This window comes from Natronorubrum bangense (genome assembly GCF_004799645.1).
In the GTDB taxonomy this organism is placed as follows: domain Archaea; phylum Halobacteriota; class Halobacteria; order Halobacteriales; family Natrialbaceae; genus Natronorubrum; species Natronorubrum bangense.
Genome location: NZ_CP031305.1, coordinates 610,345 through 636,429, shown reverse-complemented (window position 1 = coordinate 636,429; position 26,085 = coordinate 610,345). Strand labels below are relative to the sequence as shown.

General features: G+C 60.1%; 29 protein-coding genes and 1 tRNA gene. 9 read left to right on the top strand and 21 right to left on the bottom strand.

The window, feature by feature from the left end; translation table 11 throughout:
- Positions 1-26: 26 nt before the first annotated feature.
- Positions 27-875 (top strand): SAM hydrolase/SAM-dependent halogenase family protein, encoded by an 849-nt coding sequence (locus DV706_RS03190; protein ID WP_006066589.1) that lies wholly within the window; start codon positions 27-29, stop codon positions 873-875.
- Here DV706_RS03190 and DV706_RS03185 read toward each other — a convergent pair whose 3' ends face one another.
- From DV706_RS03185 to DV706_RS03155, 7 genes are all read right to left on the bottom strand, one after another.
- Positions 876-1,250 carry a HalOD1 output domain-containing protein gene (locus DV706_RS03185; RefSeq protein WP_006066590.1) on the bottom strand — a complete coding sequence of 125 codons (375 nt, stop codon included), beginning with the start codon at positions 1,248-1,250 and terminating at the stop codon, positions 876-878.
- Between the two features lie 91 nt (positions 1,251-1,341).
- Positions 1,342-2,886: a thermosome subunit alpha gene (gene thsA, locus DV706_RS03180; protein ID WP_006066591.1), complete on the bottom strand. Its 1,545-nt coding sequence runs from the start codon at positions 2,884-2,886 to the stop codon at positions 1,342-1,344.
- Positions 2,887-3,561: 675 nt separating this feature from the next.
- Positions 3,562-4,329: a proteasome assembly chaperone family protein gene (locus tag DV706_RS03175; RefSeq protein WP_006066592.1), complete on the bottom strand. Its 768-nt coding sequence runs from the start codon at positions 4,327-4,329 to the stop codon at positions 3,562-3,564.
- Between the two features lie 6 nt (positions 4,330-4,335).
- On the bottom strand, positions 4,336-4,515 hold the full coding sequence (locus DV706_RS03170; protein WP_006066593.1) for an RNA-protein complex protein Nop10: 180 nt from the start codon (positions 4,513-4,515) through the stop codon (positions 4,336-4,338).
- A 3-nt stretch (positions 4,516-4,518) separates the two neighbouring features.
- Entirely contained in the window at positions 4,519-5,319 is an 801-nt protein-coding gene (locus DV706_RS03165; RefSeq protein WP_006066594.1) for a translation initiation factor IF-2 subunit alpha, read from the bottom strand.
- On the bottom strand, positions 5,316-5,489 hold the full coding sequence (locus tag DV706_RS03160; protein WP_006066595.1) for a 30S ribosomal protein S27e: 174 nt from the start codon (positions 5,487-5,489) through the stop codon (positions 5,316-5,318). Before DV706_RS03160 ends, DV706_RS03165 begins: the two co-directional genes overlap by 4 nt.
- 5 nt (positions 5,490-5,494) lie before the next feature.
- Positions 5,495-5,776, bottom strand: coding sequence for a 50S ribosomal protein L44e (locus DV706_RS03155; protein ID WP_006066596.1), 282 nt, complete (start codon positions 5,774-5,776; stop codon positions 5,495-5,497).
- A 141-nt stretch (positions 5,777-5,917) separates the two neighbouring features.
- Between DV706_RS03155 and DV706_RS03150 the strand changes: the two genes are divergently transcribed.
- The 3 genes from DV706_RS03150 (at position 5,918) to DV706_RS03140 (ending at position 7,189) form a co-directional block, all read left to right on the top strand.
- Entirely contained in the window at positions 5,918-6,184 is a 267-nt protein-coding gene (locus tag DV706_RS03150; protein ID WP_006066597.1) for an HAH_0734 family protein, read from the top strand.
- Positions 6,185-6,601: 417 nt separating this feature from the next.
- Positions 6,602-7,048: a GtrA family protein gene (locus tag DV706_RS03145; RefSeq protein ID WP_049889836.1), complete on the top strand. Its 447-nt coding sequence runs from the start codon at positions 6,602-6,604 to the stop codon at positions 7,046-7,048.
- Positions 7,049-7,114: 66 nt separating this feature from the next.
- A tRNA-Met gene (locus tag DV706_RS03140) sits at positions 7,115-7,189 on the top strand.
- A 162-nt stretch (positions 7,190-7,351) separates the two neighbouring features.
- Here the strand turns inward: DV706_RS03140 and DV706_RS03135 are convergent.
- From DV706_RS03135 to DV706_RS03085, 11 genes are all read right to left on the bottom strand, one after another.
- Positions 7,352-7,891, bottom strand: coding sequence for a hypothetical protein (locus tag DV706_RS03135; protein ID WP_006066599.1), 540 nt, complete (start codon positions 7,889-7,891; stop codon positions 7,352-7,354).
- Positions 7,892-8,066: 175 nt separating this feature from the next.
- A complete protein-coding gene (locus tag DV706_RS03130) occupies positions 8,067-9,455 on the bottom strand; it encodes an ABC transporter ATP-binding protein (RefSeq protein ID WP_006066600.1) in 1,389 nt (462 codons plus the stop codon).
- Positions 9,448-10,566: an ABC transporter ATP-binding protein gene (locus tag DV706_RS03125; protein WP_006066601.1), complete on the bottom strand. Its 1,119-nt coding sequence runs from the start codon at positions 10,564-10,566 to the stop codon at positions 9,448-9,450. The genes DV706_RS03130 and DV706_RS03125 overlap by 8 nt, the downstream gene beginning before the upstream one ends.
- Positions 10,563-11,603: an ABC transporter permease gene (locus DV706_RS03120; RefSeq protein WP_006066602.1), complete on the bottom strand. Its 1,041-nt coding sequence runs from the start codon at positions 11,601-11,603 to the stop codon at positions 10,563-10,565. Before DV706_RS03120 ends, DV706_RS03125 begins: the two co-directional genes overlap by 4 nt.
- Positions 11,596-12,549 (bottom strand): ABC transporter permease, encoded by a 954-nt coding sequence (locus DV706_RS03115; RefSeq protein WP_006066603.1) that lies wholly within the window; start codon positions 12,547-12,549, stop codon positions 11,596-11,598. Before DV706_RS03115 ends, DV706_RS03120 begins: the two co-directional genes overlap by 8 nt.
- 50 nt (positions 12,550-12,599) lie before the next feature.
- Positions 12,600-14,567 carry an ABC transporter substrate-binding protein gene (locus DV706_RS03110; protein WP_049889822.1) on the bottom strand — a complete coding sequence of 656 codons (1,968 nt, stop codon included), beginning with the start codon at positions 14,565-14,567 and terminating at the stop codon, positions 12,600-12,602.
- 312 nt (positions 14,568-14,879) lie between these two features.
- Entirely contained in the window at positions 14,880-15,449 is a 570-nt protein-coding gene (gene hpt / locus DV706_RS03105; protein WP_006066605.1) for a hypoxanthine/guanine phosphoribosyltransferase, read from the bottom strand.
- Between the two features lie 175 nt (positions 15,450-15,624).
- The gene (locus DV706_RS03100; protein WP_006066606.1) at positions 15,625-16,218 is read right to left on the bottom strand and encodes a DUF7344 domain-containing protein; all 594 of its coding nucleotides are present in this window, start codon (positions 16,216-16,218) and stop codon (positions 15,625-15,627) included.
- A gap of 171 nt (positions 16,219-16,389) precedes the next feature.
- Positions 16,390-17,592, bottom strand: a complete 1,203-nt coding sequence (gene coaBC / locus DV706_RS03095; protein WP_006066607.1) for a bifunctional phosphopantothenoylcysteine decarboxylase/phosphopantothenate--cysteine ligase CoaBC — start codon at positions 17,590-17,592, stop codon at positions 16,390-16,392.
- A gap of 62 nt (positions 17,593-17,654) precedes the next feature.
- A complete protein-coding gene (locus tag DV706_RS03090; RefSeq protein WP_006066608.1) occupies positions 17,655-18,338 on the bottom strand; it encodes a hypothetical protein in 684 nt (227 codons plus the stop codon).
- 84 nt (positions 18,339-18,422) lie between these two features.
- Entirely contained in the window at positions 18,423-19,205 is a 783-nt protein-coding gene (locus tag DV706_RS03085) for an FAD-dependent oxidoreductase (RefSeq protein WP_006066609.1), read from the bottom strand.
- Between the two features lie 120 nt (positions 19,206-19,325).
- Between DV706_RS03085 and DV706_RS03080 the strand changes: the two genes are divergently transcribed.
- The 4 genes from DV706_RS03080 (at position 19,326) to DV706_RS03065 (ending at position 22,671) form a co-directional block, all read left to right on the top strand.
- Positions 19,326-19,847 (top strand): SRPBCC family protein, encoded by a 522-nt coding sequence (locus DV706_RS03080; RefSeq protein ID WP_006066610.1) that lies wholly within the window; start codon positions 19,326-19,328, stop codon positions 19,845-19,847.
- Between the two features lie 97 nt (positions 19,848-19,944).
- Positions 19,945-21,003: a M20/M25/M40 family metallo-hydrolase gene (locus tag DV706_RS03075; RefSeq protein ID WP_006066611.1), complete on the top strand. Its 1,059-nt coding sequence runs from the start codon at positions 19,945-19,947 to the stop codon at positions 21,001-21,003.
- A gap of 109 nt (positions 21,004-21,112) precedes the next feature.
- Positions 21,113-22,279 carry a thiolase domain-containing protein gene (locus tag DV706_RS03070; RefSeq protein ID WP_006066612.1) on the top strand — a complete coding sequence of 389 codons (1,167 nt, stop codon included), beginning with the start codon at positions 21,113-21,115 and terminating at the stop codon, positions 22,277-22,279.
- Positions 22,276-22,671 (top strand): Zn-ribbon domain-containing OB-fold protein, encoded by a 396-nt coding sequence (locus tag DV706_RS03065; protein WP_006066613.1) that lies wholly within the window; start codon positions 22,276-22,278, stop codon positions 22,669-22,671. The genes DV706_RS03070 and DV706_RS03065 overlap by 4 nt, the downstream gene beginning before the upstream one ends.
- A gap of 17 nt (positions 22,672-22,688) precedes the next feature.
- Here DV706_RS03065 and DV706_RS03060 read toward each other — a convergent pair whose 3' ends face one another.
- From DV706_RS03060 to DV706_RS03050, 3 genes are all read right to left on the bottom strand, one after another.
- The gene (locus DV706_RS03060; RefSeq protein WP_006066614.1) at positions 22,689-23,639 is read right to left on the bottom strand and encodes an alpha/beta fold hydrolase; all 951 of its coding nucleotides are present in this window, start codon (positions 23,637-23,639) and stop codon (positions 22,689-22,691) included.
- Positions 23,640-23,707: 68 nt separating this feature from the next.
- Positions 23,708-24,781: a methylmalonyl Co-A mutase-associated GTPase MeaB gene (meaB, locus tag DV706_RS03055; protein ID WP_006066615.1), complete on the bottom strand. Its 1,074-nt coding sequence runs from the start codon at positions 24,779-24,781 to the stop codon at positions 23,708-23,710.
- Positions 24,778-25,194: a cobalamin B12-binding domain-containing protein gene (locus DV706_RS03050; RefSeq protein WP_006066616.1), complete on the bottom strand. Its 417-nt coding sequence runs from the start codon at positions 25,192-25,194 to the stop codon at positions 24,778-24,780. Before DV706_RS03050 ends, meaB begins: the two co-directional genes overlap by 4 nt.
- A 206-nt stretch (positions 25,195-25,400) precedes the next feature.
- On the opposite strand from DV706_RS03050, the gene DV706_RS03045 reads away from it, so the two are divergent.
- Positions 25,401-26,075, top strand: coding sequence for an HD domain-containing protein (locus tag DV706_RS03045; RefSeq protein WP_083902045.1), 675 nt, complete (start codon positions 25,401-25,403; stop codon positions 26,073-26,075).
- Positions 26,076-26,085 lie beyond the last annotated feature (10 nt).

Here is a 26,085-nt window from a genome sequence, read left to right as displayed (position 1 = left end):
TGAGCGATCGGGCTGTAGCTACGTTCATGATTACGCTCGCGTCGGACTTCGGAACGCCGTACCCTGCGGCGATGAAAGGCGTGCTCTGTCAGCGAACGACTGCGAAACTGATCGATGTCGCCCACGACTTCCCCCGGCAAGACGTTCGAGCAGCCGCGTTCTGGCTCCGAGAGGTGTTGCCGTACTTCCCACCAGCGACACATCTCGTCGTGATCGACCCCGGTGTCGGCACCGACCGTCACGCACTGGTCGTTCGTGCCGGCGAGCACACGCTCGTCGGTCCCGACAACGGCGTCCTGATTCCCGTTGCGAAACGACTCGCCGGCGATGGCGCGTTCGACACCTACACGATCGACGAGACGCGCCTCGAGGCCGTCACTCCCACCGGGAACGGAGCCCCCTCGAGCGGGCGGGCGACTGCACAGGCTCCCAGTCGCGACGGGCCAGCGAGCAATACGTTCCACGGCCGGGACGTCTTTGCACCCGCCGCGGCGGCCGTCCACGAGACCGACCGCGACACGTTTGCCGACCTTGAGTGGCTCACACCGCTCGAGACGTCGCCTGTTGCTCTCGAACTACCCGAGGCAGCGCTCGAGAACGAGTGCGCACACGGTGAGGTGTTAGTCGTCGACGACTTTGGGAACGTCATTACGAACGTGCCCGGTGACTTTCTCGCGGGCCACGATCGGATCGCCGCGAACGGCACCGTCGTCCCGGTTGGCGAGACGTTTGCCGCTGTCTCGCCCGGTGAGCGACTCGCAACCGTCGGGAGCCACGGCTACGTCGAACTCGATGTCAATCAAGGCCGGGGTGAGGCGGCGTTCGGCCTCGAGGCGGGTGAGCAACTCGTCCTCGAGGCGGTCGGTGAGGAGTGATCACAGATGAACTCGCCTGCCGCCGCCGTCGCTGTGGTCCGGATCGATCACGACCTCCCCATCGGCGTGTACCGTCACGAGACACTCGTTGAATGGAAACGTGATCGAGCCGTCGCTGGCTCGTGAACCGTCTTCGTACCAGTTGACGACGATTGCGTTCAGCGCATCGGGATCGACACACGCCGACAGTGACTCGAGATCGTCAGGCTCGGTCCCGACTACCGATGAGACGGCCATGAGCACCGTTGTACTCACCGGTTCGTAATCGGTATCAGCACACCGCGTGTGATATGTCCCGTGGCGCTTTTTGTATGTGAGTGGCCACTCGGTAGTGTCGTCGACCGGTGAAAGTCGATCTCGAGTTGTTTTGGACATGATACAAGGCCGAATACAATACGTTAACACTTAACAGTGATGGACCGATGACTCTCTCTGTTGCTAACCAAAGAAAAAACGAGGTGTGGCGTTATTCGGCGGCGATGACGTCGTCGATGCGGACGATCATCGTCGCGGCCTCGGTCGCGCTTTCGATGGCTTCGCGTTTGACGTCGGCAGGGTCGACGACGCCGTGTTCGAAGGGATCATCGATGGTGACGTCCTCGCCGGTCGTGATCAGCCCGGCTCGGCCCTCGGACTCGTGGGCGGCACGAAGGTCCACGAGTGCGTCGATTGGGTCCTGGCCGGTGTTGGCGGCGAGCGTTCGGGGGACGATGTCGATTGCGTCGGCGAAGGCCGTCACAGCGAGCTGTTTGCGACCCTCGATACCGGCGGCTTCCTCGCGGATCTTGTCCGCGATCGCGATTTCGGTTGCCCCAGCGCCGGGGACGACCTCGCCCGAGGCGAGCGCCGTTGCGACGACGTCGAGTGCGTCACCGATGGCGCGCTCGAGTTCGTCGACGACGTGTTCGGTGCCACCGCGAACGAAGACGGTGACGGTCTCGGCGGCTGCGCCGCCTTCGATGAACGCGAGATCGTCGTCGCCGAAGTTCTCGGCTCGGATGCGATCGGCTGCACCGAAGTCGGCTTCCTCGAGGTCCTCGAGGGCACCGACGCGGCGTGCGCCCGTTGCGGAGACGATGTCTCGGGCGTCGCTGTTGCCAACGTTTTCGAAGACGAGAATGCCTTCACTGGCGAGATACGAGGAGACGCGGTCGTCGACGTCATCGGTGGTGATGACGACGTCAGCACCACTCTCGGCGACGTCTTCGGCGTAGCCCCGAACTTCGCTCTCCTCGGCGTCGATCGCCGTGTTGAGCTGGTCGATCGAGTCGATGGCGTACTCGGCGTCGATGTCGCCCGTGCGAACGCCGAGTTCGACGTCGAGAACGGCGATCGAAGCGTCTTCGACCTCACGAGGCATGCTGTCGTGGGCTGGTTCCTCGTCGAGAACGATTCCGGGGACGAGCTCCGTTGCGTTCGAGGAGGCGCCGATCTGGGTGTGAACCGTAACGTTGTCGCGGGCGACGCCATCGTCGGTTTCGACGTGTCGGATCGCCTCGACGACGGTTTCGGCGAGCGATTCGGCGGTGAGGCCACCGGTTCCCTTGCCGGTCATGCTCGATTCGCCGACCTGTTTCAGGATTTCGTCGTCGACGTCGGCCTCGTTGACCTGTTCGGCGATCGCCTCGAGGGCGATCTCGGAGGCTTCGTGATAGCCCTCGACGATCGTCGTTGCATGGACGTCCTGTTCGATGAGGTCTTCGGCCTCACCGAGGAGGTTGCCGGCGATGACGGCCGCCGTCGTCGTGCCGTCTCCGACTTCTTCTTCCTGGGATTCGGAGACTTCGACGATCATCTGGGCTGCGGGGTGTTCGATATCCATCTCGTTGAGAATGGTTGCCCCGTCGTTGGTGATGACGACCTCCCCACCGGAGTCGACGAGCATTTTGTCCATCCCGCGTGGCCCGAGTGTCGTCCGTACCGCTTCGGCAACGGCCTTGCCGGCCATAATGTTCGACGACTGGGCGTCGCGACCCTGCGTTCGCTGACTATCCTCGCTCATAATGAACATAGGCTGTCCGCCCATGCGTCGCTGTTGTGCCATAGTTGAATCCTCACTAACTATGTCGTCAGCACTTCTATATAAATCTTTTGCAACCACCCTCGCCACGTCTGGCGATTGCGCCCCTCGAGAGACCGACATCGTTGTTCCGTTGTGTCTCGGTACGACGTGGAGTCACAAAGTATATGCCATACTTATTATCTCATCACTGTATGGTTCGGTATCCTGATGGGCGCTGTCCTGACTGTGGGGAACGATTGTTCGCGCGGATCGACGGCTCCGTGCGCTGTTCGAACTGCGTCTCGCGTTTTGCGCCAGACAGACACACGTCACCTTCCGACGATTGTCGTCCATAAGAACGTATCCGCTATCCGTCAGTGAACCCTGCCGACCACCCACTGGTCAGTACGCTCTCGTTCCACTCAACAGGAAACTGTCGGCGAACACGATTCATACTGACTGTTGTAACTCTGCACCGGTAAGCAACGAAACGGAGGTGTTGCTCACCGGTACGAGACTACAACAACCGCTATCATCTGCGCAGCTGTACCCGTGCAACCGCGACCGCCCTGCGGTCACGTCGGCACCGACGGACAGGAGTCCGTCGAACACGCCGATACAGTAACCAGCCATCATCGCAGGCGAACACGCCGTGAGCTGCGATAGTGACCGCTCGAGACAGTCTCAGCCGATATACCGCAGGTCGTCGTCCGTCGGCACGTCCATCTGCTGTTGTTGTTCCATCTCTTGGATCTTGCCCATGACCTCTTCCATCTCGTCGGCGCGCTCGTCCAGCGACTCGTAGTCGAGTTCGAATCCGAGCACGTCCTCGAGCACCTCGAGCACTGCGCGAGCGCTTTTCGGGTCGACCAGATAGCCGCTGGTCTCGCCCATCAGACAGGCCGCGTCGAACCCGCGACGTTCGCCTAGACCAAGCATCAGACCCGAGACGCCGACGATACCGCCTGCCGGCTCGTCGTCACGGAACTCGACGCCGACGTCCTCGAGATCCTCAAGCAGCGAGTCGTCACTGACAGCGCCGATGACGGCGTACTCGTCGATGAGCTCGCCGGTTGGGACGCCACCGAGTGCGTACACCTCGGCTGCACCGAACTCCTCGGCGATGTCGAGGAACGCATCGGTCAGCACGTAGTGGCCCTCGTTGGTCTGGGCCTGATGGTCACCAGTCAGCAAGAGCAGATCACGGCCGTCGGGAACAGAGACGGCGTACAGTTCTGCACAGGTAAGCGACGAGACGCCGTCCTCGACGGTCACCTGTGGTGGGAACTCCGTGGAGTAGATGCGCCGCACGAGCGTACTCTCTGCCTCGAGTTCCTCGAGCAGGTGCTCGACGGCGAGACTTCCGACATGTCCGACACCAGGCAGCCCCTCGACGAGGACGGGGTCGGTGACGTCGACCTCGGCAACTACGTCGATCTCGAGTTCGTCCATACCATATCAGCGATTGCGACGTTTAAGAGCGCGTCGGTACTCGCCGTAGGGGTCGTTCGGATCGAACGGGGCCGGGGCGCTGTTTTCCGTCGCGCTGTTGCACTCCGGACACGTCTCAGAAAGGGTGTACACCGGGCGGTCGTGGACCTCGCGCCACGCCGAACACACCCGGATATCCGACTTCATGCGTTATTCGTCGTCCGTCCGTCGCTCGCGGTGGTACTCGCCCATGCCACCCTGGTCCTCGATAGCTGCGACCGCGCGCCGGGCGCTTTCCTCGAGTTGGGACTCAGCGGTTTTGTAGTTGGGCGCTTTCACTTTGATTCGGTACTCGGGGGCTCCGACGTAGCTGACCTCGAGGTCGACCTCTTCTGGTACCTCGCCGTTGCCTTCGGCAGCCGACAGCGCTTTGCGGATGCCGTCGACGCCACTTGGCGATGCGTTCTCTAGGTCGACGTAGCCGGTGACGTTGACGTACGGCACCGAGACGTTCTCACGGGCGGTCTCGACGAGCGATTCGATCTCGTCGTCCGAGAGATCCGTCTCCTCGAGAGCCGCTTCGCCGTGAATCGCCGCCTGCTTGAACCCTTCATAGAGGCTTCCCTGAGCGCCGATCAGTTCGTTGGCGACCGCGGTATAGGACTCGTCATCGACGTCCTCGCCGAGTGCGAGGGCCATCCAGTTGTCTGCTTTCTGCTCATTTTTCCACTCCTGGATCTTATCCGAGCGCTGGTGGTCGTTGACGTCTTTGAGCGAGAGATCGATCTGCTCGTGGGACTCGTCGACATCGAGGACTTTGCAGACGACGATCTGTCCCTCGCGGACGTGATCGCGGACGTTTTTGATCCAGCCACTTGCGACCTCTGAGATGTGGATCAAACCGCGTTTGTCTCGGTATTCCTCGAGATCGACGAAGACACCGAAGTCCTCGATTTCGTCGATCTTGCCGACGACGAGTTCGCCGGGATCTGGCCAGCCGCTGTATTTCATCGTGACTCGACTGTTTCGAGGATCTCGTGGTCGATCTCGGCTTTGCCGCCGGCTGGTCGCGCAAGCGTCGTGCCACAGACGGCACAGGCGACCTCCGTAGAGGCTTTGCCGAAGACGGTCTGTTCGTTTTCACAATCACTGCATCGAACGCTGTAGAAATTTCCTGCCATTGTAATCACTCCTGGAACTTGAGTCGGCCGGCGCGCCATCCCTCACGGAGGTGGGCCTTCCCACACTCGCTGCATCGGTATTTGAGGTTGGTCTTCTTGGTCGGCTTTTCGCCACCGGGAACCTTCGAGAAGCGACCGGAGTTACCGATGGACGCACTGTTGCGCCGCGTTCGGCGAGCGTCCCACTTCATACCGGATGAGCGGCCCGATCGGGCCTTCTCGGCTTCGTGCTCGTGATGTGCGTCACAGTGCGGACAGTACGTATTGAATCGGCGTGGCATCTCCATGGTTATCTCACTTGGCGTGGGCTAAGACAGCGCTGTTTAAAACCCGTTTGGTTCGTCGTCGGCCCCTGTGTCGTGTTGGAACACGCCTACCGTGTCCATCCCTTCGAAGCGTTTAATCGTTTCTCGTGTGAACCAGTACCCATGAAGCAGGTCATCATCCACGGCGATCCTGGAATTCGAAAAGGGGCCATCATCGACTACGACGGCGAGGAACTGGTCTGTTTTGGCATTAACCGAAACGGTGAGTGGCATGGCCCCGAGACTGTTCAGCTGTGGTGTACCGTTGGGACCGAAGACGAGTACGACGACTACGAGAAACGAAACTACGTACCCCACTTCCTCGATATCGACCGCGTCGATGCCGATGCCGTCGACGTCGTGCGGCCGAAAGGCGATCTCGCACTCTGAGTCGACGTTTCCCTCCTCGAGCGACCTTCGCCGTGCTGAGGGCCGTTCTTCGTGACGTTCCAGTTAGTTACGCGGGCCAGCTCGGTCAACTCCTCCCTCTCGCGTGCGCTCGCGCGCTCGAAAGTCACACAGAGAGATGGCATGCTCCGTCGCACTCCACGAACTCGAGGCGAGGAACCGACCGTGACAGTGACTCGAGGATGATCGATTCCGTGCGCGGACCGCAAAACGGATACGGGTGCCGAAGCCAGTACCGAACGAGACTGTCGACCGACACGACCAGTTCATCGATCGCGAACGTCGATGGAAGACGATGCGTATCGTAGCTAGTTTCGCGTCCACCCCGAACATATCGACCCTGTGCCGGTGTGGAACCCGTGTCAGGTGTTCGACAACGGCATGGCCGAATCAACGATGATGAGTAATTCGCTTTCCGAGGCTGTCCGGAGACGAGTTCGTGCGTTACTCTCGACTGCACGGTTCAGTCAGTTCGTCGGCGTCGGTGTGGCCGGTGCAGCTGTCGACAACGTTGCGCTCCTCTTGCTAGTCGAGGTGACTGCACTCGGCCCAGTCGCCGCGAAGGTGCTCAGCTGGGAGCTGTCGATCATGGTGATCTTCGCGATCAACGAACGGTGGACGTTCGCAGAGTACGGTGCAATGACGCCGCGTGCGCTCGGAAGACGGTTTGTGCGCTCGAACGCAGTCCGGTTTGCCGGTTTTTTGGTGACGCTGTCCGTACTTGCGATACTCGTCGGCTGGTTCGACGTCTGGTATCTCACAGCGAATCTGATCGGAACCGGAATCGGGTTCTTCGTCAACTACACCTGTGAGAGCCTCATTACGTGGAAGGTCCATCGCGACTAACGGTAGAAACCCCCATACGGGAACCGAATCACAACCCTTAATTAGTGCACTCCGTTATAATGTGATAGCGGGATGGGATAGCCAGGAGATTCCGGCGGGCTCATAACCCGCAGACCGGTAGTTCAAATCTACCTCCCGCTACTTTTCGGGGATTCAACGATAAACAAAGTGACGAACGAGTCTTGAATCTACCTCCAACTACGTTTCGACGCAGCGATGACTGTTGTGTGTACTGTATCCCTCAACGTCGAGCGAGCTATAGGAACAACTGAAACGATTTACACGCTCACACTGGTAACTGTCTTAGGCTGGATGAATCTGAACTGTTGTCTCGCCGTAAAGTCCCTTTTGATCAGCATCTGAAACATTGAGTCCGGCACCAATCGTGTACGTCCCCGGATCGGCCGGTTCCCACTCGCGCTCGGAAACACGAAACGACTGATCCCACTGCTTGTGGAACTGTTTTCGCTCGCCACGATTGAATACGAACGCACCTGATTCTTCAGGTGGCGTCCGGAGTGAGACGTGCGATGCTTCAGAGACACCACTGATATCCCACATCCAAAGTACGGGCGAGTTCGTTTGAATCGTAACCGGAACGGGCAACGAATTTTTCATCGTCACGGTAAATGGGACAGGAGTTCCGGCAGGATACTCAGTTCGTGGTGTCGTGACGGTAATCGAAAGCGCCCGATAGCAGAGCCACGTCGGCAACAGATGCCGACTGAGGGAGGTGCTATTGACCCACCGGAGCGCCTGAATCCGATCTGAACTATCTGTCGTCGTCGGTGTTTGTGGGTCGTCATCACGACGGAGGGAATTCGAGTCGTAAATCCGACGCATTGGTACTCGCTGGATGCACACGAATTAAAACGTTCGGATAACCGTAATGCTGGGCTGTTCGGAGTGGATGCAATCCAAGCTGTGCGATACGGCGACAGGAACAGTTGAAATGAGTCATATACCGATCGTGCTTGCCGCCGCACAACCGGATGTCCAGTGACGGACAGTGGCTACGCTAATCATCCGCGACGGCGTCGGTAGCGTTTCCGACCTGCAACTGGCTTCCATCGTATCGTTCGTCGTGGAGCAAACACGAAATTCGGTGGGTGTCGCCGGTCTGGACGTGATTTGGATGGTGAACCTCACAGGGCGACGTAAACGCATCTTCGAGGCATTCCTGTGCGTCCGCGATATTTCCTGCGTGAAGATCGTCGATCGCCTGTGAAAGAACGGCTTCGGCGTCCGGATCAGAGAGCTCCGGAGGAATATCAAACTCAGCTCGGAGTATCTCATCGAGTGTGCTTCTAGCGCATTCGCCCAGGTCGGTTCGGCTTGTCTGTCCAGCACCGTCTCCAGCGGCCGTTGCAATCGATGTGAGTGTTTCGGACTCCAGAACACGGCGTTTAAAATCCACAACCGATCGCCAGACGGATTGCTCGAGGTTGAGCGCCGCTGGCTGGATGATGCGAGGACACCGTGTGTGGAATCGACAGCCGGATGGTGGATCCAGCGGTGATGGGACGGTTCCCGGGAGGATAATCTGTTCACCCTCCCAGAGGGGGTCGGGCTCTGGAATCGCTGACAGCAGCGCTTCGGTGTACGGATGATATGGGGGTGAAAAGATTTCGTCAGTCGAACCAACCTCTGCGAACTCGCCGAGATACATCACGGCAATCCGGTCGGAAATGTGCTCGACGACGCTCAGATCGTGGGCGATGAAGATATACGAGAGTCCAAACTCCTCCTGAAGATCCCCGAGGAGGTTCAGGATCTGGGCTTGCACGCTGACATCGAGTGCACTCACCGGTTCGTCACAGATGATGATCTCCGGATCGACTGCCAGCGCTCGTGCGATCCCGATCCGCTGGCGCTGGCCGCCAGAGAACTCGTGAGGATATCGGTGAGTGTGACTCGGATTCAGGCCGACGGTCTCTAACAGTTCGTAGATACGTTCGGTTCGCTCGGCACCCGTTACGATCCCGTGAATGTCTAGAGGTTCACCGATGATGTCCCCGACAGTCAATCGCGGGTTCAGACTCGAGAACGGGTCCTGGAAAATATACTGCAGGTCAGTCCGGAGATTACGAAGCTTTCGATCGGAGACGGCTGTCAGATCGATTTCGCGACGGGGCGACGGGGCATCGACAGCTTCGTCGACACGTTCTCGGTAGTACACCGAGCCGCCGGTCGGCTCGACCAGCCTGAGCAGTGTCCTCGCGAGCGTACTCTTTCCGCAGCCGCTCTCTCCGACAACACCGAGCGTCTCCCCCTCGTAGAGTTCGAGGTCGATCCCGTCGACGGCTTTGACCTCCTGTGTTCGTCCCAGCAAGCGCTCGAGAAACCCGCCACTCGAGTCGTAGTACTTCCTCAGATTCTCGGCTCGCAGCAGTGGGTTATCAGTCATCGTGATCACCGTCGGTGCTCGAGAGCTCTGTCTCAGCCACCGAACCAGATTCGGGGGCGGCTTCGACCCGCTCGTCAGTCGTCGACTCACGCACCTGGACTTCATAATCGAGCCCGGCGTTCAACTCGCCTGTATACTCAAGACAGGCGGCTATGTGTTCGGCGTCGTTCGTTGGTTCCGTTCCAGTTTCAGGGTCGACCAGGGCAGGTTCGGTTCTGGTACAGGCCTCCTCCGCGTACGGACATCGTGGATGGAAGGTACAACCGGATGGGAGTTCGATGAGGTCAGGCATCGTTCCGGGAATGGTCTGGAGTCGGTCTCGATCATCGCCGATGCGTGGGATCGAGCTCATGAGCCCGACTGTGTAGGGGTGTTTCGGGTCATAGTAGAGCTCTTCAACAGGAGCTTTCTCGACCGGCCTTCCTGCATACATCACCATGACACGATCACAGATATCGGCGACGATGCCGAGATCGTGCGTGATGAGCTGGACCGCCGTATCGAACTCCGCGGCAAGTGACTCGATCTCCGCGAGGACTTTCGCCTCGGTCGTCACGTCAACTGCCGTCGTCGGCTCGTCACAGATGAGCAGATCTGGATCACACGACAGTGCCATCGCGATGATCGCTCGCTGTTGCATCCCGCCAGAGAATTCGTGCGGATAGTCCGAGTACCGTGTTGGGGCGTCTGGAATACCGACCGTATCGAGCAACTGGATGGTCCGCTCTTTCGCGTCCGCCTTCCCGTAGTCGAGATGATGTCTGATCATCTCGGCGATCTGCTCGCCGACGGGATACACGGGGTTGAGTGCCGTCTGAGCATCCTGGAAGACCATCGAAATTTCGTTGCCACGGATCGATCGGATCTCCGCTTCGCTCATCTCGAGGATGTTTTCGCCTTTGAACAGGATCTCTCCGCTCTCGATATGCCCTGGACGTTCGATGAGTCTCATTACCGAGTGTGCAGTGACACTCTTCCCAGCACCACTCTCACCGACGACGCCAAACGTGTCACCGCGTTCGATGCTGAAACTGAGGTCGTTGACGGCATTGACAACCCCTTTTTCAGTGTAGAACTTGACCGTGAGATCGGTTACCTCGAGTAACGTCATTCGTGTTCGCCTCCACCGATGCCGGTCTCCTGTGCATCGAGTGCGTCGTTGACGCCATCGCCAATCATGTTCATCGACATCACAAACAGGAAAATCGCTGCGCCGGGGAACACCGTGATCCACCAGCGAACGTCACCGCCGGGTCCGGGGATGATCGCATCACGCCCGTTCTCGAGCATGGTTCCCCACTCAGCTGTCTCAGCAGACATGCCGAGCCCGAGGAATCCGAGTGCTGCAACACCGATGACGACGGTGCCGATGTTGAGCGTGCCGTAGACGAGCAACGGCGGCATCGCGTTCGGCACGATATGTCTGAAGATCACTGACCGGTCGCGAGCGCCGAGTGCTTTTGCGGCCAGCACGTACTCGTTTTCTTTGAGTTTCAGGACTTCACCGCGGATGAGTCGAGCGTACGTGGCCCAACTGACGAACGTAAACGCGGCCACGAGCTGCCAGTAGCCACCACCGAACATCGAGACGATGATCAGCGCGAGGATGAGACTCGGGAACGCCAGAACCATATCAACGATCCGCATCAAGACTTCGTCGAGCCATCCGCCGTAGTATCCCGATATCGATCCGTAGACGAGCCCGACCGTTCCGGTGAGGGCAACGACGATAAAGCCGATGGAGATACTGTACCGGCCACCGGCAAGGACACGTGAGAACACGTCACGTCCCGAGCCATCGATGCCCATTGGGTGTGACCAGGAAGGGGGGTCGTTCCGGGAGACATCGGACTCGAGCCAGAGAATATCGGTCGAGGAGTATGGCGCAATCGAGAACGGTTGAATCGTTATATTCAGTACCTCGATCGGACGGGCAAAGATCGCGAGCAATGACATCGCCGCGACGATCGCAACTCCGATCAGTGCTGTTCGGTTTCGTTTAAATCGGTTCCACGCCCGCGTCCACCGTCCGACGGTTTCACCGTCGGTCTCTTCGCACCAATCTGATAACTTTTCACGGTTTTCAACGTGTTCGGCGTCGAACCCAGTGATCTGTATCCGTCCGCGTTCAGTCGTTGGTTTAGTCATATCTAATCCTTGGATCGAGTACGGCGTATAAGATGTCTGCAACCAGGTTCGCCAGAATGATAAACACACCTACAAACAGCGTAATCGCCATGATGAGGTTGATTTCGTTGCCGTGGATCGCCTGAATGAGTTCGCGGCCGAGCCCCGGCCAGGCGAACACGACCTCGACGACGACCGAACCGGCGACGATACCAGCGGTGAGCGTCGCTGCAAGCGTCACGACCGAGATCAGTGAGTTCCGGAGGACGTGTTTGAAGATAATCCGTTGCTCTGGAAGCCCCTTGGCTCGAGCGGCCATGACGTACTCTTTGTTCAACTCCTCGGCCATCGACGTTCGCATCACCCGCATGATCGACGCCGCAGCGGCGGTTCCGATCGTTACGCCGGGTAGTATCAGATGCCACAGCATCTCGGGGTGATACAGTGGTTTTCGTGGTGGTGTCACGTCCCACCAGCCGAGCCACAGCGAGCCGACGAGGATGAGCATGAGACCGAGCCAGAAGTTGGGGATCGAAATCCCGGACAGCGCGATAAATCGACTGGCTGTGTCGCCAAGCTGATCTTTCTTCACTGCCGCATAGATCCCGGTCGGAATCGCGATGACGAGGGCGAACACCCAGCCGAACAGTCCAAGTGCGACCGTTTCGGGAAGCCGAGACGTAATGACGCCGGCGGCAGTCTGATTGCTTCCGTAGACGTCACCGAAATTTCCTGCCAAGACGTTTCCAATCCACGTTGCGTACTGTTCCCAAACCGGACCGTCAAGCCCGTATTGGGCCCGAATCTGGGCTTCCTCGGCCCGCGAGACGTTGGGGTTTTGTGCGACCATCTGGCTGATCGCATCACCCGGCGTCAGATGGACGAGTGCGAACGTGATCACCGAGACCCCAAAGAGAATGGGAACGGTCATCAGCAGCCGTTTGAGTATAAAACGTCGGAGGCTCATTGTAAATCTAAAACCCGATGTTCGTTTCGAGCTAAACACCGTCGGCCCATTCAAATGTTGGACTCGTAGCCGTGGTCGGCGATGACTTCTTCGATCAGTTCGACCGCACGCTCCGTATCGAACTCGTTTTGCGGGCGTATGTCCGACTCGAGTGCGTCGTAATCTGCGGTACCGAGTCCTTTTGCGAGTTCCGGAACCATCGTCCACGCCGGCTCACCCCAGCCGTCGAGAATCTCGTCGACGATCTGTTGACGGGGAACCAGGTGGTTGACGGCCTTTCGAAGTCGAGGATCGTCCCACGGCTCTATCTGAACGGGGTACTGGAAGTAATTGTAGCCACCACTTCCGATCGAATCGACAACGTACTCCTCGTCCGAGTCGTACTCGTTGAGCGTATCCGACACCAGATTGTATGTGGCGTCGATTTCGTCCTTTTGCAGTGCAGCACTTCGCGTGGAGTCTTCCGTGATGATATGCAGATCGATTTCGTCGACCACAGGGCCTGCGGGGAAATCAGTTGGTCCGTCGTACCACTCGAGTGCGTCGAGTCCCTGCTGTTCGAGCCAGTAGTTGTCGTTTTTCGTCGCGATGAAGTACTCCTCGTCCTCGAACTCGTCGTAGATGTACGGACCAGTGCCGACCGGTTCGACGCCGTCTCCGAGTGGGTCGATTCCGTCGGGACCGAGCTGTGCCTGCTCTGTCGAGTGGATGTAGGCCCCGGGGAGTTCTCGCTCAGCTTCGGCATCCGGAATCTGAGCGTACAGATCGACGGTGTACTCGTCGACTGCTCGTGCGTGTAGCAGCGAGTCGAAGGTCTGTGCCGCCAGATCGGAGTTTTCATACCGCTCAACAGAGAGGACGACGTTCTCCGCGGTCAGCTCCTCTCCATCGTGGAACTCGACACCTTCCTGGAGGTGGTACCGCCACTGCATTCCAAAGACATCGTCGTCGACCGCTTTGGATGCGCCATCGGGCGTCAGAGCCCGAACGTCGTCGTCTGCAGTCCGGCTGTCGTCGGGGTGGACCATGATCGTTTGAACTGGGTCGTCGCTATCGTACTCGAGGACGCCGTTGTCGTTTGCTGAGACGGTGATCATGTAGTCCTCGTACGCCTCGCGAGTGATGTCCTGTGTCTCCAGAACTTCGTAGCGCTTGGCCAGCCATGGGTAGACGTTCCCCTCCGTATCCGATGTGACCAGTTGCTCGAATATGAGGTTCTGTGCCATCATCGCCGTCGTATCAGTACTGTACGGTGGATCCAGCGAAGCAATGTTGGCTGCGACACCGTATCTCAGCGTGCCACCCGTTTGGATATCGGAGAGATCGGTTTCGTCGGGCGTCGCTTCGCCGCGGTCGATCCACGTGACTTGCTGGTCGACCGGCGCGTGAAGCGCGTAGCTCAACGTGGTCTCAGAAAACGGGAACGGTGCGAAGCCGTGTACATCGGTGTTTCTGACGTACTCGTCAGTCGCGAAATGGACGAGCGAACTGCCTCGGTAGTCGGCCAGTTCGTGCCAGATTTCGTCGTATCGCTCTCGCCGCAGATCCGGGTCTTCTGCGACATCGAGACCGAATCGAGCGTGCTCGATCATCCGGTCGAGTTCCTCGTATCCGAGCCCGTTTACATTACAGCACTGACCCTGGTTCGATGTCCCGTGAAGCGCGTCGCAGAAGCTCTCTGGATTGAACGTTCCCGATAATCTGACAAACGGAATATTTCCTCTATCTGCATATCCTGGATCAAGTACCCGACCGATGTGATCATCGAACGAGTGCGTCTCTATGTCGACCCTGAAATAGCCAGTCTCTTCCATCACCTGCCCAATAACCTGCGTGAGCTCGTGACGGTCGGTGTTGTCTGCATCAACCTCGAGCTGGACGTCAAGTGGGAAGGCAATGTCATCGGTGTCGTTCCCTCCAAGACAGCCTGCAATGCTGATCGCGCCTGCGGCGCCGAGACCCTGAAGGAGACGACGTCGATCGACAGTCAATCTATTATGATTGTCAGCCTTACCCATGAAAATGTATCTGAGATTGGACCATATATATGTGCTGTTCCCCTCTAAGCAATAATTTCCCCCTCTAACAAATCGCCATTCAATCCATTATATATTCGACTTTGTGTCGTATTATTGTACATATGTAGTATCTGAGAGGAGGGAGATTTAGTGAATAGTAAACAAGTTCACTTAGACACGTCCAGTAATCGGACTACCTATGCACTGAATCATATCTTCCCGAGTGTCACTTTACTGTTCTTCAAGCTGACACAAGTAAAGTTACTCGTGTTGTTGTTCGATAGATACAAAATCCGTTTGGCGCAACTGCCCCTAGTCGTCGCCGTCTTCGTCGATAATAACGACCTCACCGTCGATGACATCGACGTTAATGAGCGTTTTGATGTCGTAGCCGGCGTCTGCGGCTTTGTTCTCGCCGCCGACTTTTTTGATGACCGCAACCGTATCGATGACTTCGGCACCGATCTCGTCGAGTGCCTCGAGGACCGACGCGAGCGTGCCGCCAGTCGAGAGGACGTCGTCGAGCACCAGCACGCGCTCGCCCTCGCGGACGTCATTGATGTACATCTCGTTCTCGGAATAGCCTGTTTTCTGGGCAATCTCGACTTCCCCGTCGAGGCCGTACTGGCGTTTTCGGATGACCGTCAGCGGGATGTCGGTCATCAGCGAGACGGCAGTCGAGATGTGAATCCCCATCGCTGCGGGCGTGACGATCCGATCGACGTTTTCGAGTTCCGCCTTGCGGATGATCCGAATGACGATCTCACGAAGCAAGCCCGGATCGAGCTTTGGGAGTCCGTCGCTGATCGGGTGAACGAAGTAGTGATACCCATCTTTCTCGATAATCGGCGCCTCGAGAAGCGACCGCTTCAACTGATCCATGTCGTGGGTCTGGCGCTAACCGAGTAAAAGTTGACGATCCGACCGAGGCATGACACTGTCGAACATCGGCCAGTGACTCAGTCTGTCCGAGTGGTCGATCGCCAGGTATCACTCGATCTGGAACGCGATTCGTGGCCCATCGGCCGTGTTTCGCGTGCGCGACTGCAATCGGTCATCAGTCGTCACGACCGTAGCTGAGTTCTGGTGGCTGCTCGCCGTGGCCCAGTCGCATATTCCGCTCGTGGTAGATGTGTGCGACGGCGGTCATGGTAACCGTTGCGGCGATGATTCCTGCCCAGCCCAGCTCCGAGAGCATGGTCAATGGATAAATTCCCATCCACAGCGCGGCGACCAGCGCACAGCTGATCGCCCCAAGCGAGAGATACAGTTCCCGCCAGGCGAACTCGTGGCCGGGGACGATCTCGAGATAGATGCTGAGATCTTTCGTTCGCTCGGTCGCCTGGATAACGCCATCGTCGGAGTCGAACACGAGGATCCCGGACTGATCCATCTTCGGGAGATGGGTCTGTTGAAGCGTCGTGTAGACGCGTTTTCGCTGTTCTGGTGTCACCTTCTCGAGTGTCGTTTCGTACTCCCAGGCGGCGACCTGCTGGGCGAGGTCGCCGAGTTCGACGGGCCGGTTGTCCTGTTTCAGATACTGGAGGACATAGCGCCGTCGCTGGTTGCGCAAGACTTCGAAGATTTCGCCTTTCGAGAGAGTGCCATGGTCGTCTGGCTCGGCAGCCCGCTGTTTTTGTTGTTGAGCCACGACGGATCACCTCGAGACAGTGGTCGAAGTCGATTTATCGGTGAGATCTATCGCTGGATCTGTAACTACAGAGACATCCCCAATTGAAACCGGTCGCATACCTGTTAATTCGTCCGAGGAACGCCTCCTATATAACATCCCTGTCGGGATTATCAGTCCGGATACTCGGCCTTACTCGTCGCCGACGATGGCGGCAATGGAGTCGGCGATTTCGCCGCCCAGTCCCGCTTTTGTTCCCTCGTAGCGAGCCACGTCTCGCTCGTGGACGAACAGCGCCTTCGTTGCATCTGCACCCATCACGCTCGCGTCGTTGGCGACGACAAACGCCAACCCCGCACGCGACAGCGTCTGGCGTGCCTGCTCGATCATCGCCGCCTCGTCGCCCGACGTTTCGGCTTTGAAGCCGACGATCGGCAACTCGGGGTGGTCGGCGCGGAGCTCGTCGATGAGCTTCGGTGTCGGCTCGAGATCGAGCGTGAGTTCTTGGCCCGAACGGATCTTTTCGTCGCTTCCCTCGACAGTGTAGTCGCCGATGGCAGCCGCCGACACCAGTGTGTCCGCATCTGCACAGGCCTCTCGGGTCGTCTCGAGCATCTCGGCGGCGCTCTCGACGGATCGAACCGTCGCGTAGGGTATTTCGCCGCCGGGATGGATGCCGTCTCGCGTCACTGGCTGTGGGCCGACGACACCGTGGACCAGCGTCACGTCGGCTCCGCGAGCGTAGCACGCTTTCGCAACGGCGCGGCCCATCTTGCCCGACGAGCGGTTCGTCAGCACCCGGACGGGGTCGACCGCCTCGCTCGTCGCGCCGGTCGTGATGACGATCTGTTTGCCCGCGAGCGATCGCTCGCCGGCCGCTCGAGCGACGTCACAGACGATCGCCTCTTCGCTTGCGATCTTGGCTTTCCCCTCCTCGATGCGCGGGTCGACGAACTCGACGCCCCAGTCGGCGACGGTGTCGATGGCCTCGAGGACGCCGGGATGGTCGTACATCGGTTCGTGCATCGCGGGTGCGATGACGACCGGCGTGTCAGCGCCGAGTGCAGTCGTGGCACACGTTGTGACGGGCGTATCGTCGACGGCTCCGGCGATCTTGCCAACCGTGTTTGCCGTGGCAGGCGCGATCAGCAAGACGTCCGCCCAGCCGTCGTACCCACAGAGGTCGACATGTTCGACGCTCCCTGTGATTTCCGTGACGACGTCGTTGTCGGTCGCGAACTCGACGGCCCAGGGATGGATGATTCCCTGTGCGCTGCCGGTCATCACGCCTCGAACGGTGGCCCCCTGTCGTCGCAACTCGTGGGCCAGTTCGACCGTCTTGACGGCGGCGATCGATCCCGTCACCCCGAGCGCAACGTTGACTCCCTCGAGCATTCGTCTCGTACTCTCGCTTGCGTTGTGTTAAGCGTAGCGAGGGCGTACCGTGGGGAGATGGGTCAGGCGCGGCCACCGAAGACGAGGACGTCGTACGAATCAAGCACAGCACTCCCCTCGGGAGCCCGAAACCCATTCGAGTTGGCGCCGAACTCGCTCGTCGCCGTCGGTGACGGATCGTAGAGGATGTCGGTCCCGGTCCCACGCAACCACCCATCCTCGTCGTAGATCGGTGCAACGACGACGATTCGGTCGCTTTCGACAGCGTCGAACTCGAGGTCGCCGGTCACGTTGAGCACGTCACCGCCTGCAGAGAGCTCCGTATTCTGTACCGACACAGCATCGAGTGCCGAACGCGCTACTTGCGTATTCGCGTCGACGAACTCGTTGTCGACAGTGTCGACCTCGTCGACCTCGAAATTACTCTGGACGTAGTATCGGAGCGTCGTCTCCGGTGGGATGTAGCTCGTAATGTGCGTTCCGTCGGCGACGACGGACCCATCAGCCGAACGAAATGTCGAGGTAATTTCCAGACGCCCGTGTGGAACCGCGGTCTCGTTTTCGACAGCAACTCGGAGCCACGACCTGTCTGAACCACCACCCCGGGCGGGCGCTGCAAAAACGTCCCACTCGATGATCTCGGCCGCTGCCTCGCCCTCCCCATCCGCTGTCTGTTCGTCGTCCGACGAACAGCCTGCGACGGTAACCGCCCCAGCCGTCGCCAACAGAAGCCCCCGTCTTTTCATAGTCAATACTGATCGGTGTCCCTGACATAACTTGCGGCTGTCGTATCGCGTCTGACAGTTTGAAGCTGCCAGCTGACAGCCGACCTACTCCTCAGCGACGCTTGGATGCATCGTCGGCCGTTCGTCGAGCGGTTCGGCAAACGCCTCGAGCAGACGCGCTCTGGCCTGCTCGTCACGCCTTCGCCGTTCGTCGTCGCTGATCTCCTCACAGCCCGGCGGCACCTCGCGCCCGCGGTCGGTGAAGTAGCCTTCGGGGGCGACCCAGTCGTGATAGAAGTTCGCGTCGGAGTCGTGGATTACGGCGAGTGCGACTTTCGCTCCGTGGCCGGCCGCGACGATGGCTTGATGGGGCTCGTTCGCGAGTCGGCCGGCGGCGTAGATGCCGTCGACGGCCGTTCGGCCGGCGTCGTCGACCGAGACGAACTGCTTGCTCCCGCGCTGGATGCGACCGACGTCAAGCGGGACGAGATACTCGCTGTCGGCCCACGACGCCGCGATCACCCGTCGCGCCTCGAGAGGTTTTCCACCCTCTGTTTCGAGGACGAATCCGGCCTCGAGAGCGGTCTCATCTTTCGGTTCGATACTCGTCACACGTCCGAGTTCGATCGTCGCGCCCGCGGTCCGGGCCTGTTCACGCGTCAGATCCAGATACCGGCGGGCGTCGACGCCATCGGGGAAGCCGGGGTAGTTCTCGAGGCTGGCGTTGCGCTCGAGGGTCGATCCGTCGCCGTTGCCGGACTGCGTCAGGCTGCGTGGGGGAGTTCGCCCCCCGCTGTCGATGACCAGCGTGTTCAGTCCCGCACGTGCCGTAAAGATCGCTGCGGCGAGGCCAGCGACGCCGCCGCCAACGATACAAACGTCTCGCATATCTCGGCGTTTCGAGTGGTCGCTATAGAAATTGCCGACTCTCGGTTTCGGGTCGGTCGTGTGTATTCGCTGAACTGTCTGGATGACAACTCTTACTTTCTGAGCCGTCGTATAACCGCTGTGGATCGAATTCTCCTCAGTACACTCGCCTATCGCTCGCCCGAGGAGGTGTTTCCCTACGTCCAGTCATTTACCGACTACCCGCGGTACACGGACCACTTACAAAAGGTTCGCGTCCACGGCGACGGCGGCGTCGGCTCCGTCTACGACCTCCGGCTGACGTGGTGGAAACTCAGCTACACCGCCCGTTCGAAGGTGCTCAGTATCGACGCCCCCCATTCACTCGAGTGGGAACTGATCAACAACCTCCACGCCCACGGCGAGTGGCGCGTCGAACCGGAGCCCGAGTCGGCCCCTGACGGCGTCGAGACGGCGAGTCGAATCTATTTTGAGGCCGCCTACGACCCGTACTCGGCCGACAAAAACGTGCTCTCGCTGCCACGGTTCGTCTCGCTTGACTGGGTAATCAAGAAAGTCAAACCCAAACTGCTTTCCGAAGCCGAGGCCGTCGTCGAGCGACTCGTCGCGGACATCGAAGGGCAGACGCGTGATGTCGAGTTGACGATTCACGAGATGCCGTAGCCCACTCAGCGGCCCGGCGTCGGCGCTGGCTGCACACGACGCGACGAACGGTCAGAGAGTGGCTGAACTTTTCACTGAACGGGACGATACACTGAGTATGGACCAACAGCGACGACAGTTCCTCGACGAGTTGCTCGAGACCGCGACGCCATCCGGCTTCGAAACGGAGGGGCAGCGCCTGTGGATAGAGTATGTCGAGGAGTTCGCCGACGAGGTGCAGGTTGATGAGTACGGAAACGCCGTCGCCGTGGTCGACGGCGGCGAGCCGTCGGTCGCGCTGACGGGCCACAGCGACGAGATTGGTTTCATGGTGCGGGATATCGAGGACAACGGCGCGATTCGAATGACCGCGATCGGTGGCTCGGATCAGACCGTCTCGAAAGGCCAGCATGTCCGGATCCATACCGCTGACGGCGTGGTCCCGGGAGTCGTCGGCCAGACCGCGATTCATCTCCGCGATACGGACAAGGATTCGATCGACGAAATTGACGAACAACACATCGATATCGGTGCCACGGACGAAGACGAAACAGCAGAACTGGTCGAGCGCGGCGATCCGATCACGTTCGACCAGACAGTGTCCGAACTGGCAAACGATCGTATCGCAGCCCGCGGGCTAGATAACCGAATCGGCATCTGGGCCGCCGCAGAAGCGCTTCGTCGGGCAGCCGAGGGTGACCTCGAGGCGACGATCTATGCCGTGTCAACGGTTCAGGAAGAGGTCGGGTTGCAGGGAGCGAAAATGGTCGGCTTCGATCTCGCCCCCGACGCGGTCGTCGCGATCGACGTGACACACGCCACGGACGCGCCAGGAACGCCGTCGGCTCGGAAAACGGGCGTCGAACTCGGCGAGGGACCAGTCGTCGTCCGCGGGAGTGCGAATCACCCAGCGCTCGTGACGGCCATCCGTGAGGTGGCGTCCGACGAGGGGATCGACGTGCAGCTGCAGGCGTCTGGGAACCGAACCGGCACGGACGCCGACGCCTTCTATACCTCCCGCGGCGGGATTCCGTCGCTGAACATCGGAATCCCGAACCGCTACATGCACACGCCCGCCGAGCTACTGGATCTCACTGATCTCGACGCCGCGGCTGACTTGCTCGCCGAATTCGCGGCCGTCGCTCACGAACACGAGTTTTCCGTCGACGTGCGATAATCGCCCGCGGGCGGGACGATGTTCGTCTCCGTGATCGTTGGAGCCCATTGCCTTTTTTGGTGTGAACACAACCGCGGAGTATTAACGGGATGACCTGTTAGACATGTGTATGAGTAACGTGCGTGTCGCAGGTGTCGGGCTGACGCCGTTCGGGAACACTCCCGAGCGAACGAGCCGAGACCTCTTCGCGGAAGCAAGTATCAAGGCGTTCGAGGAGAGCGGTGTACCCCGTGAGGATGTTGACGCCCTCTTCTATGGGAACTTCATGGGCGAACTGTCGGAACATCAGGGTCATCAGGGACCGTTGATGGCCGAAGCCGCAGGGATTCAGGCACCGGCAACCCGCTATGAGTCTGCGTGTGCCTCGAGCGGGGCCGCCGTTCGAGACGCAGTCATGCGTGTTCGCAACGGCGAGGACGACGTTGTCCTCGTCGGCGGTGCCGAACGAATGACCAACCTCGGCACTGCGGGCGCGACGGAGGCACTCGCTATCGCCGCGGACGACCTCTGGGAAGTGCGAGCGGGGACGACGTTCCCCGGCGCGTACGCGCTGATGGCCCAGGCCTATTTCGACGAGTTCGGCGGCGAACACGAGGATCTGGCCCATATCGCTGTCAAGAACCACGAGAACGCACTGACCAACGATAAAGCCCAGTACCAGAGCGCAATCGAGGTCAGCGACGTCCTCGAGGCCCCACAGATCTCGAGTCCGCTCGGCCTGTACGACTCCTGTCCGCTCTCCGACGGCGCCGCCGCGGTCGTCCTCACGAGCGAGGAATACGCCGACGAACACGACCTCGAGGCACCCGTCGCGATCACGGGCACTGGACAGGGTGGCGACCGCATGGCCTTACACGACCGCGAACATCTCGCTCGGTCGCCCGCCGCCCGCAAGGCCGGCGAAGAAGCCTACGCCGATGCCGGCGTCGACGCGGGCGATGTCGACCTCGCGGAGGTCCACGACTGCTTTACCATCGCCGAAGTGCTGGCGCTCGAGGCACTCGATCTCGAGCCAGTAGGCGAGGGAATCACGGCGGCCCGGGACGGCCGAACCACCGCTGACGGTGAGACGCCGATAAACCTCTCGGGCGGCCTGAAAGCCAAAGGCCACCCAGTGGGTGCGACCGGCGCCTCTCAGATCGCCGAGGTTGCCAAACTGCTCGCTGGCACGCATCCGAACAGTTCGGCTGTCGAGGATGCGACGACTGGCGTTGCCCACAATGCGGGTGGGACGGTTGCCAGTGCAACGGTCCACGTGCTGGAGGTGGTCGAATGACGGACCCAGAAACCGGCGTGCAGGACGCAGGGTTCGACGACTGGCTCGACGCTGCAGAAGAGGGTGCGGCCTACTACCTCGAAAGTCCCGAGGGCCACGGCTCGCTCCCACCGCGGCGGGTGTGTCCCGACTGTGGCTCGACGGACCTCGAGAAGGTCCCGCTGCCGGAGACGGGCGTGGTCGAGACGTTCACCATCACACACGTGCCGACACCGGCGTTCGAAGACGACGCGCCGTACGCGACAGCGATCGCCGACTTCGGACCTGTCTCGCTGACTGGACAGCTCGTCGGCATCGATCTCGAAGCGATCGAGACTGGGCTCGAGGTCGAACTCGAGATCACGGTCTCGGAGACGACGGGCGAGCGCGTGATCGGATTCAGTCCGGTCTAGAACTCCGTCTGCCACGCCTATTCTTTGCGATCCATATCAGCGCCGACGTGTAACAGCTCCGCGGTCAGATACTCGACGAACTTCTCGGGGTGTTCGGCGTGGGGCAACAGCGTCGCATAATCGATGACGACGAGTTCGAGGTCGGCGGCGTCGGCGAGATCCCGGCCCGCACGAAGCGGCACGAGGTCAGCGTCACGACCCCAGACGAGCGTCGTCGGGGTCTCGAGAGCCGCGAGTTCGGTCTGGAGGTCGAACTCAGGGTCGAGCGTGCCGGCGGCGAAAGAAGCGGGCGCGTAGCGAGCACCCGGCTGGTGGGCGCTGTGCCAGGCGTAGTCAACTGTCTCGTCATCGACTCGAGACGCGTCGTAGTAGCCGTCACGAGCGTAGAAGTACCGGACCGAGGGTTTACTGGCAAGCAGGTTAAACAGCGTCGTCCCGACGATGGGTGTCCGAAAGAGGGTTCGCAGCCACGACCGTTCCGTCGTCGTCTCGTCGGTCGGACAGATCAAGACGAGCTGCTCGAACTCGCTTTCTTTGGCCGCGTCGACGGCAAACGAGCCGGTCAGTGAGGATGCGACGACAATCGGCGTGTCCGTGATATCGGCCGCGAAATCGCGGATAAACTCGGCATACAGCATTGCGGAGTAGACCAGCGGCGGCCGTTCGGAACGGCCGAATCCGGGCAGGTCGACTGCAATCACGTGATAGTGTTCGGCCAACTGCTCGACGATCGGCGCGAACTCCTGGCTGCTCGCGGTGGCGTGAATCCCGTGACACAGGAGCATGTCCGGATCGTTGGGGTCGCCGGCGACGGTGTAGGCCGTCTCGATCCCGCGCCAGCGATACGTCCGTTCGACGCCGACGATCGGATTCTCGAGGTCGTCAGCACGGTTCGCGAGGAGTCGGTTTCCGAGCACGGCTGTGCCGACAGCGCCGACTGCCACACCGAGGGCTGTTCGGACGTTCATGCCTGTCAGTAGCTCATCATCGGCCTTCAACCTGCGGTTCGGGCTCAAAAGCTGCCGACGGAACTCGTCTACTGCGTATTTTTGACGCCGGACTCGAGTTCGTCGATACAGTCTTCGACGGGGGTCAACAGTTCGTCGGCAATCGTGTACGGGTCGGTCTCACCGTTGCGGACGGATTCGGCGAGGTCGTCGATTCCGCCGGCGGCCGCGAGTTCGTCCTCGAGGATGTCGTGGACGTCCTCACGCAGGAGGGTGCGGATCTCCTCGGCGTAGCGCTGGCGAACCTTTTTCGCACGGGTACCCGAGTCGACGAGATACGTCTGGTGGTTGGCGAGTTCGTCGATGAACGTCTCGATGCCGTCCCCTTTCGTGGCGATGGTTTCGACGATCGGTGGGCTCCAACTCGCTTCGTCGTCGACGCTGCCCCAGTCGTCGACATCGCCCCTCTCGTCGGCGCTGTGGTGGCCAGCGCCGCTGGCACCGAGGCCACCGCCGTCGCCGAGATGGACCATCTCCTGGAGTTCCTGGACGGTTCGGTCGGAACCCGGTCGGTCAGCTTTGTTGACGACGAAGACGTCGGCGATCTCTAAGATGCCGGCTTTCAGCGTCTGAATGTCGTCGCCCGAACCCGGCGGGACGAGCACGGCGACGGTGTCTGCGGTCCGGACGATGTCGATCTCGTTCTGGCCAGCGCCGACAGTCTCGATGATGATTTTGTCCTTTCCGAAGGCGTCCATCGCCTTGACGGCGTCTGCAGTTGCCGTCGACAGTCCGCCGAGGGTGCCGCGGGCGCTCATCGAGCGCACGAAGACATCCATATCGCCGACGGTCGCCGCCATCCGGATGCGGTCCCCGAGCACCGCACCGCCGGAGAACGGCGACGAGGGATCGATCGCGATGACACCGACCGTCTCACCGCGATCCCGGTAGGTCTCTGCGAGTTTGTCGACCAGTGTCGACTTCCCCGCCCCGGGGCTGCCCGTAATCCCGATGACGTCGGCGTCACCGGTGTGCGCATAGAGCGCCGAAACGAGCTCCCGGTAGCCCGACGACCGGTTCTCGATTTTTGAGATTACTCTGGCCAGCGCGCGGTGTTCGCCCGCGAGCAAGGCCTCGAGTAATGCATCGTCGTCTGCGTTCATCGCTCGGGTGCGTTCTCGCGGACGAACTCGATCGTCTCTTCGATCGACGTCCCGGGACCGAAGACGGCCGAAACGCCTTGTGCTTTGAGCTCATCACGATCCTCGTCCGGAATGACGCCGCCGGCGAGGACGAGCGTGTCCTCTTTCGCACCGTACTCCTCGAGTCCGCTCATGATCTTCGGGACGAGCGTGTCGTGAGCGCCCGAAAGGATCGAGATCCCGAGGACGTCGACGTCCTCTTGGACGGCTGCCTGGACGATCTCGTCCGGCGCTTTGTGCAGTCCGGAGTAGATGACTTCGAACCCAGCGTCACGGAACGCTCGCGCAATGACGTGTGCCCCGCGGTCGTGACCATCGAGTCCTACTTTCGCGACGAGACACCGAATCGACTCCTGCTCCTGTTCGCTGCTCATACCACTACTTCCCGAGCCGCCTGTTTGACTTTAACGGAAATTTGTGGGTATTCCCAAAGCTGAAAGCTGGTTGACTGTTTCTGTCGCCGTTCAGTGTCGTGTTTCAGTCATGTTTTCGCAGAATCATGCTGAACCAAAGGCTAAAGAGCGAAACGACCGAACAATCTATTAATGACTATCGTTCGTTTACTGCGGAGGGATCTCTCGTGGGCGTCGAAATAAAAGAAACCAGGGTGACCGACGCCGAGTTCGAGGAGATGAAAGGATTCGTCTTCGAGTATCTCTCAGCCAGCGTCGAGAAAGAAGAGGAGGGTGGCCGCATGCGCTGGTACCCCTGGCATTCAGCCGAGTACCGGCACAACCACATCCTCAACGTCGTCGAACTCTCCGAGGAAATCGCTCGCAAGGAGGGGGCAGACGTCGACGTCACTCGCGTCGCAGCCCTCTTTCACGACGTGGCCAAACTCGAGACCGATCAAGAACTCCATGCCGAGGCTGGCGCTCGCGTCGCCCGCGAATACCTCGACTCTCGGGCAGAGTATCCTGACTCGTTCACCGAGCAGGTGTGTCGCGCGATCGAACACCACTCGTTTCAGGGCGACCTCACCGACCTCGCCCTCGAGACCCAGTGTCTGATCGAAGCCGATCTCCTCGACAAGATCGGTGCGAACGGCACTGCACTCATGCTGTTGCGCATGGGGTATGAGGCGCGGACGCATATGGACGCCGACGAGATGGTCGAGCGCGTCTTAGAGCGCGGCTACGATGCCGCCTCGCGCGTCCAGAGTGAGACCGCTGAGGGGATTGCCCACCAGCGTCTGAAACGGGTGACGTGGTTCCGAGAGTGGCTCGAGGACGAGATTGCGGCGATGGGCGACTGACACGGCCGTC